The organism is Burkholderia sp. 22088 (assembly GCF_052045915.1).
Classification (GTDB): Bacteria; Pseudomonadota; Gammaproteobacteria; order Burkholderiales; family Burkholderiaceae; genus Burkholderia; species Burkholderia cepacia.
This window is the reverse complement of record NZ_JBQEPY010000002.1, coordinates 159,033-174,502: the sequence shown is the minus strand read 5'-3', so window position 1 is coordinate 174,502 and position 15,470 is coordinate 159,033. Positions and strand designations below refer to the sequence as shown.

At 68.6% G+C, this 15,470-nt stretch carries 16 protein-coding genes; 4 read left to right on the top strand and 12 right to left on the bottom strand.

Features of this window, described 5'->3' with window-relative positions; all coding sequences use genetic code 11:
* Window positions 1–107: 107 nt before the first annotated feature.
* The gene (locus ACTJLD_RS03865) at window positions 108–1,400 is read left to right on the top strand and encodes an MFS transporter (protein ID WP_440658017.1); all 1,293 of its coding nucleotides are present in this window, start codon (window positions 108–110) and stop codon (window positions 1,398–1,400) included.
* A 94-nt stretch (window positions 1,401–1,494) separates the two neighbouring features.
* Here ACTJLD_RS03865 and ACTJLD_RS03860 read toward each other — a convergent pair whose 3' ends face one another.
* Window positions 1,495–2,598: a LacI family DNA-binding transcriptional regulator gene (locus tag ACTJLD_RS03860; protein ID WP_027789782.1), complete on the bottom strand. Its 1,104-nt coding sequence runs from the start codon at window positions 2,596–2,598 to the stop codon at window positions 1,495–1,497.
* Window positions 2,599–2,680: 82 nt separating this feature from the next.
* Here ACTJLD_RS03860 and ACTJLD_RS03855 point away from each other — a divergent pair, with 82 nt between their 5' ends.
* The gene (locus ACTJLD_RS03855; protein WP_021160051.1) at window positions 2,681–3,517 is read left to right on the top strand and encodes an NAD-dependent epimerase/dehydratase family protein; all 837 of its coding nucleotides are present in this window, start codon (window positions 2,681–2,683) and stop codon (window positions 3,515–3,517) included.
* Between the two features lie 28 nt (window positions 3,518–3,545).
* On the opposite strand, the gene ACTJLD_RS03850 is transcribed toward ACTJLD_RS03855, so the two are convergent.
* From ACTJLD_RS03850 to ACTJLD_RS03840, 3 genes are all read right to left on the bottom strand, one after another.
* Window positions 3,546–3,866 carry a DUF1330 domain-containing protein gene (locus tag ACTJLD_RS03850; RefSeq protein ID WP_060286015.1) on the bottom strand — a complete coding sequence of 107 codons (321 nt, stop codon included), beginning with the start codon at window positions 3,864–3,866 and terminating at the stop codon, window positions 3,546–3,548.
* A gap of 212 nt (window positions 3,867–4,078) precedes the next feature.
* Window positions 4,079–4,777, bottom strand: a complete 699-nt coding sequence (locus ACTJLD_RS03845; RefSeq protein WP_060286016.1) for a hypothetical protein — start codon at window positions 4,775–4,777, stop codon at window positions 4,079–4,081.
* 104 nt (window positions 4,778–4,881) lie between these two features.
* Window positions 4,882–5,346: a MerR family transcriptional regulator gene (locus ACTJLD_RS03840; protein ID WP_440658016.1), complete on the bottom strand. Its 465-nt coding sequence runs from the start codon at window positions 5,344–5,346 to the stop codon at window positions 4,882–4,884.
* A 76-nt stretch (window positions 5,347–5,422) separates the two neighbouring features.
* Here ACTJLD_RS03840 and ACTJLD_RS03835 point away from each other — a divergent pair, with 76 nt between their 5' ends.
* Entirely contained in the window at window positions 5,423–6,664 is a 1,242-nt protein-coding gene (locus ACTJLD_RS03835) for an NADH:flavin oxidoreductase/NADH oxidase family protein (protein ID WP_440658015.1), read from the top strand.
* Between the two features lie 40 nt (window positions 6,665–6,704).
* Here the strand turns inward: ACTJLD_RS03835 and ACTJLD_RS03830 are convergent, their stop codons facing one another.
* From ACTJLD_RS03830 to ACTJLD_RS03795, 8 genes are all read right to left on the bottom strand, one after another.
* Window positions 6,705–8,822 (bottom strand): TonB-dependent receptor, encoded by a 2,118-nt coding sequence (locus ACTJLD_RS03830; protein ID WP_440658014.1) that lies wholly within the window; start codon window positions 8,820–8,822, stop codon window positions 6,705–6,707.
* A 50-nt stretch (window positions 8,823–8,872) separates the two neighbouring features.
* Window positions 8,873–10,984 (bottom strand): TonB-dependent receptor family protein, encoded by a 2,112-nt coding sequence (locus tag ACTJLD_RS03825; RefSeq protein ID WP_440658013.1) that lies wholly within the window; start codon window positions 10,982–10,984, stop codon window positions 8,873–8,875.
* Between the two features lie 173 nt (window positions 10,985–11,157).
* Window positions 11,158–11,583, bottom strand: a complete 426-nt coding sequence (locus ACTJLD_RS03820; protein ID WP_440658012.1) for a DUF2946 domain-containing protein — start codon at window positions 11,581–11,583, stop codon at window positions 11,158–11,160.
* Entirely contained in the window at window positions 11,561–13,042 is a 1,482-nt protein-coding gene (locus ACTJLD_RS03815; RefSeq protein ID WP_440658011.1) for a PepSY domain-containing protein, read from the bottom strand. The genes ACTJLD_RS03820 and ACTJLD_RS03815 overlap by 23 nt, the downstream gene beginning before the upstream one ends.
* A gap of 242 nt (window positions 13,043–13,284) precedes the next feature.
* Entirely contained in the window at window positions 13,285–13,770 is a 486-nt protein-coding gene (locus tag ACTJLD_RS03810; RefSeq protein WP_027789774.1) for a hypothetical protein, read from the bottom strand.
* A gap of 105 nt (window positions 13,771–13,875) precedes the next feature.
* On the bottom strand, window positions 13,876–14,421 hold the full coding sequence (locus tag ACTJLD_RS03805) for a hypothetical protein (protein WP_059692811.1): 546 nt from the start codon (window positions 14,419–14,421) through the stop codon (window positions 13,876–13,878).
* Window positions 14,418–14,651: a hypothetical protein gene (locus ACTJLD_RS03800; protein WP_059692813.1), complete on the bottom strand. Its 234-nt coding sequence runs from the start codon at window positions 14,649–14,651 to the stop codon at window positions 14,418–14,420. The genes ACTJLD_RS03805 and ACTJLD_RS03800 overlap by 4 nt, the downstream gene beginning before the upstream one ends.
* Before the next feature lie 88 nt (window positions 14,652–14,739).
* Window positions 14,740–15,063 carry a hypothetical protein gene (locus tag ACTJLD_RS03795; protein WP_021162626.1) on the bottom strand — a complete coding sequence of 108 codons (324 nt, stop codon included), beginning with the start codon at window positions 15,061–15,063 and terminating at the stop codon, window positions 14,740–14,742.
* 148 nt (window positions 15,064–15,211) lie between these two features.
* On the opposite strand from ACTJLD_RS03795, the gene ACTJLD_RS03790 reads away from it, so the two are divergent.
* The gene (locus ACTJLD_RS03790) at window positions 15,212–15,361 is read left to right on the top strand and encodes a hypothetical protein (protein ID WP_166741951.1); all 150 of its coding nucleotides are present in this window, start codon (window positions 15,212–15,214) and stop codon (window positions 15,359–15,361) included.
* Window positions 15,362–15,470: the final 109 nt, after the last annotated feature.

The window sequence follows — 15,470 nt, the reverse complement described above, 5'->3', positions numbered from 1 at the left end:
GCGGATTCGGCCGTGCGCGACAGCGTGCCGCCGTCCGCCCCGGCGCCGGTCGCCGGTCAACGAATACTGTGCGGCGCGACGGGCGCGGCCGCGCATCGGAGACATTCATGCAATCTGCCGTCGTCGGCGCCGTGCGCGCGGCCGCCAGCCGCTACCGCTGGACCGTCTGTGCGCTGCTGTTTTTCGCGACCGTGATCAACTACATGGACCGGCAGATCCTCGGCCTGCTCGCACCGATGCTCCAGCACGACATCGGCTGGACCCAGGTGCAGTACGGTCGCATCGTGATGGCGTTTTCCGCGTTCTATGCCCTCGGCCTGCTCGGCTTCGGTCGGATCGTCGACTGGCTCGGCACACGCGTCTCGTACGCGGTCGCGATGCTGGTGTGGAGCATCGCCGCGATGCTGCACGCGGCGGTCGGCTCGGTCATGGGCTTCGCGTTCGTGCGTGCGTTGCTCGGGATCGGCGAGGGCGGCAACTTCCCGGCCGCGATCAAGACGACGGCCGAATGGTTTCCGCGCCGCGAACGTGCGCTCGCCACCGGCATCTTCAACTCGGGCGCGAACATCGGCGCGGTGTTCGCGCCGGCGATCATCCCGGCCATCGCGGTGGCCTACGGCTGGCGTGCGGCGTTCGTGATCATCGGCGCAATCGGCATCGTGTGGCTCGCGGTGTGGCTCGTGCTCTATCGCCAGGCCGATACGCGCGCGCTCGCCGCGGAATACGACGAGCCGCGCGACGAAGCGGAAGCGCTCGACGCGGCGAACGCGAACGCCGGCGCGCCGCGCTGGGGCGAACTGATCCGCAAGCGCGAAACGTGGGCGTTCCTGATCGGCAAGTTCCTGACCGACCCGGTGTGGTGGTTCTACCTGTTCTGGCTGCCGAAGTGGCTCAACGAATCGCGCGGGATGGACATGCAGCACATCGGCCTGCCGCTCGTCTGCATCTATGCGTTGACGACGGTCGGCAGCATCGGCGGCGGCTGGCTGTCGTCGATGCTGCTGCGCGCGGGCTGGAGCGTGAACCGCGCGCGCAAGACGGCGATGCTGATCTGCGCGTGCTGCGTGCTGCCGATCGCGTTCGTGTCGCAGGTGCAGAGCCTGTGGGTCGCGGTGCTGATCGTCGGCCTCGCCGCCGCCGCGCACCAGGGCTGGTCGGCGAACCTGTTCACGACGGCGTCCGACCTGTTTCCGCGCCGCGCGGTTGCATCGGTGGTCGGGATCGGCGGGATGGCCGGTTCGATCGGCGGCGTGCTGTTCTCGGAAGTGATCGGCCAGGTGCTGCAGCGCACGGGCCACTACTGGGTGCTGTTCGCGATCGGTGCGTTGGCCTACCTGCTCGCGCTGGCCGTGATGCACATGCTTACGCCGAAGATGAAGCCGGCACAACTCGACGCGTGACGGGGTGATCGCGTAGTCACTTCATTGCATGTCCGCAAACGAACGCGCCGCCCTTGGGCGGCGCGTTTTCTTTTGGAGGCGCGGGGCAGGGCACTCAACCGGCCGCAGCCGTCGACGCGCGCATGATCAGCCGCGGCTCGAACGTCGAATAACTCGCATCGGTGCGCCCCGCGAGCGCATCGATCAGCTTCTGCATCGCGAGTTCGCCCATGTTCTCGCTCTGGATGTCGACGGTCGTCAGCGCGGGCGCCGCGTATTCGCCGTACGGCACGTTGTCGATGCCAGCGACCGACACGTCCTGCGGCAGCCGGAAGCCGAGCGACGCGGCTTCCTTCATGAAGCCGAGCGCGATCAGGTCGTTGTAGCAGATCACGGCTTGCGGACGCTGCGGCCCGAGCATCACGCGCGAACACGCGCGCTCGCCGGCCTCGGCGGTCGGCGCATGCGCATCGTGCACGTCGAGCGTGAGCCCGGCTTCGGCGAGGCAGTCGCGCGCGCCCTGGATCCGCTCGTCGTTCACGCGCGCGGTGCCGAAGCCGAGATACGCGATGCGCGTGTGGCCGAGATTGAGCAGATGGCGCGCGAGCATGTAGGTCGACAGCCGGTTGTCGATGCCGACGCTCGGAATCGGCAGGCCGGGGCTGCGGCGCAGCAGCACGAGCGGCTTGTTGAGGTCGAGCATCCAGCCGGCTTCGTCGTCGGGCATCCGCGTGCTGACGATCAGCCCGTCGACGCGCTGCGCGAGCGCCTCGATCAGCGAGCGCTCGCGTGCCTGGCTCTCCTCGGTATCGACGAGCAGCAGCGTGTAGTCGTGCTGCAGCGCGACGCGGTTCGCTCCCTTCACCACGTTCGTGAAGTGCGGGTTGCTGATGTCGAGGATCACGAGGCCGATGGTGCGCGTGCGGCCGGTGATCATCGAGCGCGCGAGCGGGTTCGAACGGTAGCCGAGCCGGTCGATCGCCTCCTTGAGCCGGGCTTCGACGGTCGGCGAAAAGCGCTGCGTGCCGTTCACGTACTTCGATACCGTCGCGACCGACACGCCGGCTTCCGCCGCCACGTCGCGGATCGTCGGGGAAACTTTTTTCATGCGGAGGGTAACGTTTTCGTTCGATAACGCCGGATTGTGGCAGAAAACGGGGCCGTGCGGCCACGCGCCGATATCGGGAAAGTGCGGATGGCTGCGAGCGGGTTCGGCCATTGACGTTCGGATGCGCTCCCGCGTATAGTTGGAAAACGTTTTCCGATCCAGTCAGATTTCAGGTCAGATTCAAGGAGATTCGATGAACGCCTCATCCACCGGCGCGCGCAAACCGTTCGGGCGCCTGCTGCTGACGGGCGCGGCCGGCAACCTCGGCCGCCAGTTGCGCGGCGCGCTCGCCGACTGGGCCGACGTCGTGCGCGTCAGCGACATCGCGACGCTCGGCGACGCGGCCGCGCATGAAGAAACCCGCGTCGTCGATCTGGCCGATCGCCCGGCCGTGATGCAGCTCGTCGACGGCGTGGACGCGATCGTCCATCTCGGCGGCATTTCGGTCGATGCACCGTTCGACGATCTCGTCGGTGCGAACATCACCGGCACGTACAACCTGTACGAAGCCGCGCGCAAGCATGGCGTGAAGCGCGTCGTGTTCGCGAGCTCGAACCATGCGATCGGTTTCCATCCGGTCACGGAAGTGCTCGATGCCGATTCGCCGCTGCGCCCCGACAGCCTGTATGGCGTGACGAAGTGCTTCGGCGAATCGCTGTCGCGCTATTACTTCGACCGCTTCGGGATCGAGACGGTATGCCTGCGGATCGGCTCGTCGTTCGAAGTACCGAAGAATCCGCGCATGCTGGTGACGTTCCTCAGCTATCGCGACTTCATCGAGCTCGTGCGCTGCTCGCTGCTGACGAACCGCGTCGGGCATGCGATCGTGTACGGCGCGTCGGACAACCCGGTGAAGTGGTGGGACAACACGAAGGCCGGCTTCCTCGGCTTCCGCCCGCGCGACAGTTCGGAGCAGTTCGCCGGGTTGTTCCCGGTGGCGGCGCCGACCGCCGACTACGACGATCCCGCGCAGCGGTTCCAGGGCGGCGGGTTCGTCGTCGGCGAGCCGATGGAGCGCAACGCGTCGTAAGCGCCGCCGGCGTCGCTGCTGCCGCTGTTCAGCGCAGGATGTCGGTCGCACGGTGCCGCGCGTCGACGCCGTCGATCAGGATCAGCGGGCCGCTCGCGTGACGTGCGCGCAGCGGCTGGATCTGGCGGTACGCATCCGATTCGTACCATGCACGCGCGGTGGCGAGATCGGGGAACGCGATCGCGACCAGGTCGCCGCGCCACACGCCTTCGCGCACTTCCGGCCGTGCGCCGTGAATCACGAAATGGCCGTCATACGGCGCGAGCGTGCCGTCGATGCGCTCGAGGTACTCGACGATGTCGTCGCACATCTCGACGTCGTGCAGGTGGGCGATGGCGTAGGCGGTCATGGCGGGCTCCGGGGCGTGAGGTGAATCGATGGAGCCATGATCGCGGCGCAGGTGACGCGCGTCGATTACCTGCGACGTAAGGAAATCCGCACGGCCGCTAACGATGGCGCGTGCCGGCAGACACGCCGCCCGTGTGGTGCGGCAGCATCCACGCATATCGCTTGCCCGCAAGCACGCCCGCACGCAGCGTCATTCGTACAGCTACGCATTCGTCAATGCTGCTTGCTGCAAGCTGGATCGGTTCCGCGCCGCTCGGCCGAATCGCACCAGTAACCCGGCCGCCACGCTTCGAACGTGACGGCTTTCGCCGCATCGGCGCGCGTGACGCGCACCGGGTCGGCTTTCAGCGCATCGCCGTTCGGGTCGTCGTTGAGCCGCCAGTTCCGCATGACTTCGCGATGGAACACCCACGTGCGGTGCGCGGCGTCGTAGCGAAACGTTACGCGGTCGCGCCAGTGGCTCGGCCCCGCGAATACGCCCTGTTCGACCGTGAAGGTGCGGGGTTCGATCGTGAGCGCGTTCTCGGCGACGCCATCGAGATACGGGTCGCCCATCCCGCCTTCGTCGGCTTTCATGATCACGGTGTCGTTGCGCGCCGCGAGCCGGTAGTGCCCGTCCGTGCCCGGCAGGAAGATCATCAGCGGACGCGGCGATGCGTTGCGCATCGAATCGTCGGGCTGGTGCGCGACGACGACATAGCCGATGCGGGGGCTGTCGGTCAGGCGCCCCGACGCGGCATCCAGCGCTTCGTAGCCGGCGGGAAGCTGCGCGACGATGTCGTCCGGAAGGTCGGGTGTATCCGGGCAACGGATCGAAGAAGGCGTGTCGCCGCACGTCGCGGCGTAGGTGCCGCCGATGCCGAACGTCAGCAGCGCGGCGACGAGGAATCCTGTGATGCGGGAGATCGTCATGCGGATCGGGTCTGGAGGTCGCGCCGCGAAAGCCGGCGCACACGCGCCGACTCGTCTCGCCGCAGCGCGGGTTGATTGTTCGTCGGGGGGCGCAGTGTAACCGGTCATGCGCGCTTGCGCGTCGGCCTCGGGACCGGCGCGGGCGCGGGCGCCGGCGGTGCGTCGGCCTGCGCGCACAGCCGGTCGAGCATCCGTTGCGCGGTACCCGCGCAATCCTCGCCCGCCGGCTTGTTCTCGATCTCGTCGATCAGCGTTTCGAGATGTTGCCGGTTCTGCGCGAGACGCTGTTCGAGCAGCACGATTTCGTCGACCTTGTGGCGCAGCGCGACGAGCAGTTCGTCGCGCGGCCACGCGCCGAGATCGGGCGGCAGCAGCGCGCGGATTTCGTCGAGCGCAAAACCCGCGCGCTGCGCGCGGTCGATGATCGCGAGCCGCATCAACGCTTCCGACCCGTATTCCCGATAACCGTTTGCCTGGCGTCGGGCCGGCTCGAGCAGGCCGCTCGCTTCGTAGAAGCGGATGCGCGACGCCGCGATGCCGCTGGCGCGTGCCAGTTCGCCGATTTTCATGCGGTGCTCCAGGGGGCTTGACCTTGAAGTTGACTTTAAAGTTATCGTTGGGCATCGTCAATCGAGGGTGCCCTCCATGAACCTGTTTACGCCGCTGACACTGCCCAACGGGGCGGTGATTCCGAACCGTCTGGCCAAGGCCGCGATGGAAGAGAACATGGCCGATGCGAACCACGCGCCATCCGACGCATTGCTGCGCCTGTACCAGGCGTGGGCCGACGGCGGGGTCGCCCTGATCCTGACCGGCAACGTGATGGTGGACGGCCGCGCGATGACGGGACCGAACGGGGTCGTGCTCGAGAGCGACGCGCATCTCGGCCGCTTCCGTCGCTGGGCGGAGGTGGCGCGCTCGGGCGGCGCGCACGTGTGGATGCAGATCAATCACCCGGGGCGCCAGATGCAGGCGGCGCTCGGCCAGACGACGCTCGCACCGTCGGCCGTGCCGCTCGAGCTCGGTGCGCTGTCGAAGCAGTTCCTGGTGCCGAAGGAAATGACGCAAGCCGATATCGCCGATGTGCAGCGGCGCTTCGTGCGCGCCGCGCAGCTTGCGCAGCAGAGCGGCTTCACCGGCGTGGAGATTCACGCGGCGCACGGCTATCTGCTGAGCCAGTTCCTGTCGCCGCTGACGAATCGCCGGCAGGACCGGTGGGGCGGCAGCATCGAGAATCGCGCACGCCTGCTGCTCGATATCGTGCGGGACGTGCGTGCGACGGTGTCGCCGGAATTTGCGGTCGCGGTCAAGCTGAACTCGGCCGATTTCCAGCGCGGCGGCTTCAGCGCCGACGATGCGAAGCGCGTGGTCGAACTGCTGAATCCGCTGGGCGTCGATCTCGTCGAACTGTCGGGCGGCAGCTATGAAGTGCCGGCGATGCAGGGCGAGGCGCGCGACGGGCGCACGCTGGCCCGCGAAGCGTATTTCCTCGAATTCGCGCGCGACATCACGGCGGTCGCGCAGATGCCGCTGATGGTCACGGGCGGCATCCGGCGCCGCGCGGTGGCCGAGCAGGTGGTGGACAGCGGCGTGGCGATGGTCGGCATCGCGACCGCTTTGTCGATCGACCCGAACCTGCCGCGCGACTGGCGGGCCGGCAAGGACAGCGCGCCGGTGCTGCAGCCGATCCGGTGGAAGAACAAGGCACTGGGTGCGCTGGCCAACATGGCCGTCGTCAAGTTCCAGCTGACACGGCTCAGCGAAGGCCGGCGCACGCATCCGCAGGTGTCGCCGCTGCGTGCGCTGGTCAGGCAGCAACTGGCCGCGCAGTGCCAGACGCGGCGCTACCGCAAGTGGATGGCGGGGCGCGCGGCAGGCACGCGGTGATGTGCGCCGCCGTGCCTGTGCCGGCGGCACGCGCGCCGCGTCAGAACCGGTAGTTCGCGAGCACTTCGAGCCGCCGGTCGTTGCCGAGCAGGTACTGCGTCTCGTTGTAGTACGCGGACTGCACGAAGCGGCGATTGAACACGTTGTACGCGCGCGCCGTGATCGTCGTGTCCTTGCGCGGCTTCCACGCGAGTCCGAGGTCGACGGTGGTGTACGACGGCATCACGAGCTGGTTCGCGGTATCGGCGAAGCGCTTGCCGACGTACTTGACGCCCGCGATGCCCGTCCAGTCCGGCGCGAAGCGCCAGCTCACCCACAGGTTCGCGAGCCGCTGCGGCACCGACACCGGCACGTTGCCCGCGCGCGAGACCGTCGTGCCGCCGGACGTCTGCTGGAAGTCGTCGTATTTCGCGCGCAGGATCGACACGTTCGCGTCGACGCGCCAGTCCTTCGCGATCTCCGCGCCGACCGTCGCCTCGAGCCCGCGCGACGACTGCCGGCCGACCTGGATCGACTGGTTCGGGTTCAGCGGATCGGCCGTCAGCAGATTGCTCTTGACGATCCGGTATGCCGCGAGCGTCCATTCCGCCTTGCCGTCCAGGAGCGACTGCTTCACGCCGATTTCGATCTGCCGGCCGGTCGCGAGCGTGAAGTTGGCCTTCGACGCATTCAGCGACAGCAGCGAGCTGATCGGGTCGGCCGCGACCGAATACTGGCCGTACACGGCGAGGCCGGGCTGCACGTCGTACACGGTGCCGATGCGCCAGCCCGTGTTCGCGAACACCTTCGTGAACGCGCCGCCGTTCACGAGATCGTCGCGATTCACGCTCGCGTGGTCGTAGCGCAGCCCGCCGATCACCGACCAGCGCGGCGTGATTGCCAGCCGGTTCTCGGCGAACAGCGCGTACTGGTTCGCCTGGCTGCGGTACTTCGGATAGGTGCCGGCCGTGTTGATGAAGCTGCCCGGATCGAAGCTGAACGGGTCGACCGTCGACGTGCCCGAATAGGGCGCGTTGTTGTCGTGCTGGAACGTCGTGTGATTGAACTCGACACCCGTCGAGAACGTGTTGCGCATGCCGAGCAGCGCGGTGGTCACGGTGGCCGCCGTCACGTTCCCGTACTGCTCCTGGTCGTGGAAGATTTCCGTGTAGCTGCTGCGCCGGACCTGCGCGGTCGACGGCAGGTACGTGTAGTACTCCGCGTCCTTCCAGTGACGGTTGCTCTTCATCCGGTACAGCGTGCTCGTCACGTTCAGGCTGTCGCTCGGCTGCCAGTTCGCCGATACCGTCGCCCAGCTGTCGCGGAACGCGATGTCGCTGTCGCCGACGTTGTAGTTCTTCTTGTCGAGCGCGCGATCGCGCGCGCCGTTGACGAGCGGCACGCCGAAATACTGCATCGGATGCTGGAAGCCCTGCGCATACGACGCCGTCACGTACAGGTCGGACGTCACGTCGTAGCGCAGCGCACCGGAGATCGACAGGTTGCGGGAGTTGCCGCGGTCCACCCAGTTCGACGAGCGGTTGCCGCTGATGTCGAAGCGGTACGACAGCTTGTCGTTGATCGCGCCGCCGCTGCCGAACGCGACCCGCGCCGTGCCCTCGGTGCCGCCGCCCGCCTGCAGCTCGTTGCGGATCGGGCCGCGCGTCGGCTTCTTCGGGACGATGTTGACGACACCGCCGATCGCCCCTTCGCCGTAGATCACCGAAGCCGGGCCGCGCAGCACGTCGATATGGTCGACCGACCACGTATCGAACGGAAAGGTGACGCCGATCGCGCCGTACGGGCGCACGCCGTCATAGAGCTGCGTGACCGACGACGCGCCGACGAAGCCGCGCGCGCCGAGCTCCGAGCCGCCGTTGCCGGGATGCGGCGATGCGCTGATGCCGGCGGCGCGGCTCACCGCGTCGACGATCGAACTGTCGCCGCGCGTGTCGAGCGTCTTGCGATCGATCTGTTCGACGCTCGCGGGCGTTTCGAGCGACGACAGGCCGAGACGGCTGCCGGTGTCGAGCGGTTGCGTGAGCGGCGTTGCCTTCTGTGCGTTGACGCGAATCGGTGCAAGCGTGGCGCCGATGTTCGCGGCGTCGCTTTCCTGGGCCTGCCCGGCCGGTGCGAAGGCCGCGAGCAAGGCGGCGGGCAGCATCGAGCTGAACTTCATGTTTCGGTTTCCTTTGAATCTGTGTAACGAGCCATGCCGCAGGCGGCGCATCAGAACGCGTACCGCATGCCGGCGAACACGCTGCGTCCTTCGCCCGGATAGAAGATCGCGGTGTTCGCGGTGCGCGCATCCGCGACGGTGCTGATGTCGCTGACGTAGCGCTTGTTGGTCAGGTTGCGCGCGTCGACGAACAGCGACAGTCCGTTGCGGAAGTCGTAGCCGGCCTGCAGCCCGAGCAGCGCGTAGCTCGGCACGCGCAACGTGTTCGCGTCGTCGGCCCACGCGCCCGACGGCACCCAGTCGAGCGTGGCCGCGATGTGGAAACCGCTCGGGCGCGCGTACCCCAGCGTCGCGCGCAGCACGTTCAGCGGCACGCCCGCGATCCGGTTGTTGCCGTACTGCGGGTCGTTCTTGAAGCGGAAGTCGTTCAGGGTCCAGATGCCGGACAGCGTGATCTTGTCGCCCGCGCCGCGGCCGGTGACGTTGCGCAACAGTTCGACCGACGCACCGGCCTCGATCCCCTGCAGCACCGTCTTGTTCGCATTGAACGTCGCCGCCGGCACGTCCGGGTTCGTCGTGTACTGCAGCAACTGGTCGCGCACGAGCGAGCGATAGGCGGTCACGTCCCAGCTCACACGCTCGCGCGAGCCGCGCGTGCCGAACTCGATCGTCCATGCGTGCTGCGCCGCGAGCGGCGTGAAGCGCGTCGTGTTCGAGAAGGTCTGCGTGAGGTCGGTGAAGTCGGGCACGTCCTGGCTGCGCGTGATGTCGACGTAGGCCTGGGTGTTCGCGTCCGGCTGCCACAGCAGCCCGAGCTTCGGATTGACGCCGCTGTAGCTCGCGTTCGTCGAGCGGTAGTTCGGGTCGCGCGGCAGCCCGCCGTTGTCGATGTACTCGCGTACCGAATGCAGCGCCTTCACGCCCGTCATCAGCGCGACGGTCGGCATGAAGAACAGCCGGTTCTCGACGTACGCTTCATAGTTGAACGCCGTCTGCGTCGAGTCGAGCGTCTGCGCGCCCTTGTTGCCGTTGACGTTCACGTACTGGTTCGCCTGCGTGCGGCCGCCGAAGAAGCGCGCGCCGACGATCAGGTCGTTGCGCATCCCGCCGAGCGTCAGGCGGCCGGTGTAGCGCGGCGCGAAACCGTAGGTCCAGCCGTCCTGGTCGAGCGCCTGGAAGATCGGGTGATAGAGGCTCTTGTGAATCGCCCACGTGTCGAATTGCAGTTCGCCCGAATCGAGCTTCACCGTCGTGCGGTTGGCGATCCGCTCGGTGCGCGTGTTGCGCGCCTGATCGCCCGATATCGCGTTCGGCGCCGCCCTGGTCGGATTGTTCAGCGCGTCGGACAGCGACAGCGTGCCCGGCAGCAGCTGGTCGACGACGTACACGCCGACGTAGAAGCGCGTTTCGACGGCCGGGCTGAACCGGTAGCCGACGTTCGCATTGAACTGCTCGTATTGCCCCTTCGCGTGATCGCGATAACCGTCCGAATGATTGACGCTGAAGTTCGCGAGGAAGTCGAGCGGGCCGATCACGCGCGAGATCTGCGCGCTCGTGCGCACCGTGCCGTAGCTGCCGCCTTCCACGCGCACGATGTTCGGCGCGTCGGCGGTGTGGGCGGTCGGCGTGACGAAGTCGATCGCGCCGCCGAGGGTCGACGCGCCGTACGCGAGGCCGTTGCCGCCCTTGTAGACCTGCACCGCCTGCAGCGCGAGCGGATCGATCTGGTAGTAGTCGCCGCTGCCGTCCGCGAGGTTGGTCGGGATGCCGTCCTGCAGGATCTCGAGGCCGCGCGTGTGATACGAGCGGGCAATCCCCGAGCCGCGGATCGACAGGCGCAACTCCTGGCCGTAGCGGTTCTCGACGAACACGCCGGGCACGTCCTTCAGCACGTCGCGCAGCGTGAAGGCGTACGTGTTCTGGTAGCTGTCCGCATCGACGAAGCCCACCGAGCCGACCGTCTGGTCGAGCGTGCGCTTCAGGTCGACGGTTGGTTTCGACGTCAGCGAGTCCGCCGCGCGGGTCGCGTTGACGTTGATCGCGGGCAGTGTAGACGCGGTCGGCGCGTCGGTCGGCGCGGCGCCTTGTGCGCATGCGGCTGACGCGGAGAGCACGGAGATCGCGCCGGACAGCGCGACGGCAATACGGGTCGAGGGAAACATGTCGTTGTACGTATGGTTGGGGTGACGATGATGAAACGGACACGATGCGCGCCATGCGCGGCGCCGGCCGCCGCGCGTGGTCACGCGCGCGGGCTCGGCATCGGACACCGGCAGGGCGGGCAGGCGAAGCGGACGGCGCCGCGCGATGTGCGGCGACGCGGTCGCGAGGTGCGTCAGGCGCGGGAGGAGGGCGGCCCGCGGGCGGCGAGCGCGTAGCGCTTCGACGGGGCGCGGCCGGCGGGGATCGGCGGCGCGGGCGGCGCATGCCGCACGGCCGGGGCGGCGGACAGGAACACCGCGTACTGCAGCGGCGGATGGCCGGCAAGCAGGCCGCAATAGCCGCAGCGGTCGAAGTGCGTATCGGCGGGTGCATGTGGCTCCGCGTGCGCCACGAGCGTGTTGCCGGTTGCCGAGCAGATCGGCGCGGCCGGCAGGCCGCCAACGGATTCGGATGCGCTCGCGCGCAGTTGCGAGATCAGCGGCGCGACGAGCGCGAGCACGAGCGCGAACAGCCCGAGCCACGCCGTGGCCCGGGCTTGCCGTGTCGGCGCTCGGCATGCGCCGGCGCGCGACGAATCAGGCTGCCGCGCGTGCCGCACGGCCGAACAGCAGACGGTCGATCAACCAGACCGCGACGATCGTCGCGCCCATCAGCGGAAAGACGATGCCGAGCAGCACGAGCCCCGCGATCCAGCCGCGCATCGGCGGCGTGCCGCGTTCGCGCGACGGCGCGCCCAGCTTGCCGGCCGGGCGCCGTTTCCACCACATCACGGTGCCGGTAACGGCCATCGCGGCCAGTCCGAGCGACAACACCGCGCAGACGATCTGGTTCGCGAGCCCGAAGTAGCGGCCCATGTGCAGCGACGTGCCATACGACACGGCGCGCGAGACCGCGCCGTAGTCGTCGTAGCGGATGTCTTTCAACACTGCGCCGCTGTATTGGTCGAGGTAGATCGTCCGCTCGGCCTGCGGATCGTCGGGGAAGTACGACGCGGTGAACACGCCGTCCGCGCCGGACGGCAGCGCGAGCGTGTAGCCGCTCGTCACGCCGAGGCCCGCGACGATCGCGATCGCGCGGGCCAGCGGCAGCGGGGCCGGGGTCGGCGTCGACGGCGAATGCGGGACGGGCACGTTGCCGACCGCCCAGGGCGTTTGCGGCAACGGCAGGTCGTCCATCACCATCCCCGGCATCGACTCGCCGGATTCGTGGTGATGGCCGGACGGCGCGGCGGCCTGCGCAGGCGCATGCTCGGGCGCACGCTCGAGCGAGGCAGCGGCACCCGGGCGCGTCGAGCGAACCGACGCGCCGCCCCATGCGCCTTCCGGCGCGCCGAGGTTCACGGTCGCGGCCAGCGCCTTGAAGTTCTTGCCCCACGAACCCGACCACGGCAGCCCCGTCAGGATGAACGCCACCGTGCCGGCCGCGAGCCAGATGCCGGCCGTCGCGTGGAGGTTTTTCCACAGCGGCCGGCCGCGCAGCGACAGGTCGGGCCGCAATGCGCGCCCGACGCGCGCCGTGCCGCGCGGCCACCACAGTGCGATGCCGGTGCCGATCATCACGAAGGTCCAGCACGCGGCGAGCTCCATCAGCAGTTCGCCCGTCTTGCCGAGCAGCAGCTTGCGATGCAGCATCCGGTCGATCTGCATGAAGCGGTTCTCGACGCTCAGCGTGCCGAGCACGTTGCCGTCGTACGGGTTCACGTACACGCTCTCGCGGCTGCCGTCGCGCAGCCGGAATACGTACTCGGCGCTGCGGTCCGGCGCGGTCGAGACCTGGACGGAAACCGGCGTCGCGCCGGCCGGCATCGCGGTGCGCGCACTCGCGAGCAGCGCGTCGGGATCGAGGCGCGGCGTGGCACGCGGCTCGACGACGAGCCGGTGCGGATACAGCAGCGGCTCGATCTGCGGCTGGAAGCAATACAGCGTGCCCGTGATCGCGAGGATCACCAGGAAAGGCATGACGAACAGGCCGGCATAGAAGTGCCAGCGCCAGAGCGTCCGGTAACCCGCGTGGGCGGAATGGGCGGGCGAGAGGGCCCGCTCGACGGTGGTCGACATGGTGTCAGCTCCTCGTGTTCGTTGAGCGGCCACGCCGGCGCGTGCCGGCGGACGTCAACGTGCGTAGCGCCCGCCGGCACGCAGCGACGGAGCGGGCGGCGTGGCGCCATGCGCGGACGGTGCGCATGACGGCGTCGCCCGCGCGGTGCGGGCAGGCGGATGAACGCTTGAATCAGGTCGTATGAGACGAACGGCGTGCAGGCCCGTGCATATCGATGTGCGCGGGCCGCTAGGCGGAACCGTCAGCAGAACAGGGGAGGCGCGCGGGAAGGCGGGCGATCGTCGAAGATCGATCGCACGAACGGAAGAGAGGCGACGTGAATCCGGAAGCGCCGCGGTACGGCGGCCGGAAACAGCAGCACCAGCAGCACGAACGACGCGAGCGCCGTGAACAGCGCGGCGCCGAATGCGCACAGGCTGTCGCCGCCTCCGGCAGAAGCCGGGTTGTCGGCGTGCGCGTCATGCTTGAGCGCATCGGCGAGCGCGAGCGCATCGTTGGCCGGCGTGATCGGCGCGCCGGCATCGAAACGGGCAGCCAGCGCGGCCACGTCGACGATCAGCGGGCCGCGGCCCGAACACAGCACCACCGAGCCCGCATCCGGACCGTCCGGATCGAGCATCACGGCGCCCGACATCAGCGCGCGGGACAGCAGCGTCACGAGGAGGAATCCCCACAGAAGCTGTCGCGCGACGCCTGGCCGGAGCAGGAAGCGGCGAAGTGCGTTCATGGCGCGCGATTGTACCTCCGTTTGCGGTGCGGGGCCGCTCGTCACGCTGATGCACGGCATCAGCCCGGCGTGCTGCCGGAAGCGGATGCGGCGCGCGCGCGGCGGCTATCCGGAACCGGGCGATCCGCTTTCCGGCGGCGCGTTCGCCGGGCCGTACGACCAGGTGCCGTCCGCGCGGGCGGTGAGCACGTTGCCCGAGCGCCGGTCGTAGAGATGCCACTGTTCGTCGGCCGGGTCGTCGCCGTACGGCCAGGTCGTCAGCTTGCCGCCGAGGTCGAAGTCGAACGCCCACGAGCCCGGCTGGGCGCGCGGCGCGATCGATTGCAGGATCTGTCCGTCGAGACGTTGCGCGGCGGCGGCGATGTCGCCGGAGCGGGATTCGCTGTGCGCGAGTTCGAGACCGTCGAGCGCGATCGACCAGTGGCAGTAGCAGATCCACAGATGCCCGCTGCCGGCGACCGTCACGTGCCGCGACGCGAGCCTGTCCCGGGATGCCGCGGACAGGCCGGGCGAGCCGGCGAGCGGCTCCCTGACATGCAGCGCGGGCTGCCCGAATTCGAACGTGAGAAAGCTGCCCTGGCCTTTCGTCACCGACCAGGCCGGGGTGTCGCAGATGGCCGGCCAGATCCGGTCGAAGTCGGCGGCGTTCACGGCGTGCGTCTCGCGTCGGCGAAACCGGCCCGGGTGTCGTTCGCGGTGTCGTCATCGCCGGCGAGCAGATCGGACAGGTCGGCGGGCGACATGCGCCGCATCGCCCGCTCGACGTCGCGATCGTAGCGGCGATCGTTCGGGTCGAGATGCTTTTGAGCCTTGCGCCCGTAGCGTTTCACGAACACGCCGAGCGCGCCGGCCAGCCGGGATGTCCGGTTCCTGATGCTCATGCGGCGAGATTATCGGGCATGCGCGCGAATCGGGAATGGCCGCCGTGGCCGTGCTTGCCGCCGGCGGCAGCCGCTGCGTCGTGCCGGCTCAGGCCGGATACGCATCGTCGACTTTCAGGTTCGCGAGGCGGAACAGCGTGCGCAGCGTCTGCGGATGAATGTCGCGATGCGCGGCGAGCGACGTCAGCATGAAGTCGAGCACCTTCGCGTAGCGGAGCAGCACGAGGCAGCGCGCGAGATCGGGCGTGCGGCCGCGCATGTCCTCGGCGAGGTGGACCATTTCGGTCGACAGCGAGCGCGCCATCTCGAGTTCCATCTGCTGTTTTTCGGTCCAGTCGGGCAACGGCTGTTCGAGCAGTTTCGCGAGAAAGAGCTGGAACGACGTGTCGGACGAATTGGGCAGCGCATCCATGAAGGGCCTCGTTGCTTGCGCGAATCGTTCGGGCGTATCCGCTGGACGCGCCCGAGGGTGGGTTTGTGTCCGCGCGATGACCGGCGCGGCTGTCTCGCCCGAATGGAACGCAGGTTCCGTACCAGCTCGGCGGCGCGATTGTCGAGCAATGTCGAGCGACGGGGCGATGCAGGGCGGCGAGTCCCGCCGGTACTGGATCGTGGCGGCGATCGAGGAGGCCATCTACCTGCGCGGCGCGATGCATGTCGGGTGCGCGGGGCGGTCCGGCGAAGCGAAATGCTTCACGGATGTAACGTAACGCGGGGATAAATTGCGTCGCGCGTTCCATGGCGGGCCGACGAAACGGGCCGCCGCGCGCCTGCCGCCTGCGCCTGTCAGGCGTTCGGCCGGCCGGAGGCGGCGCTGCG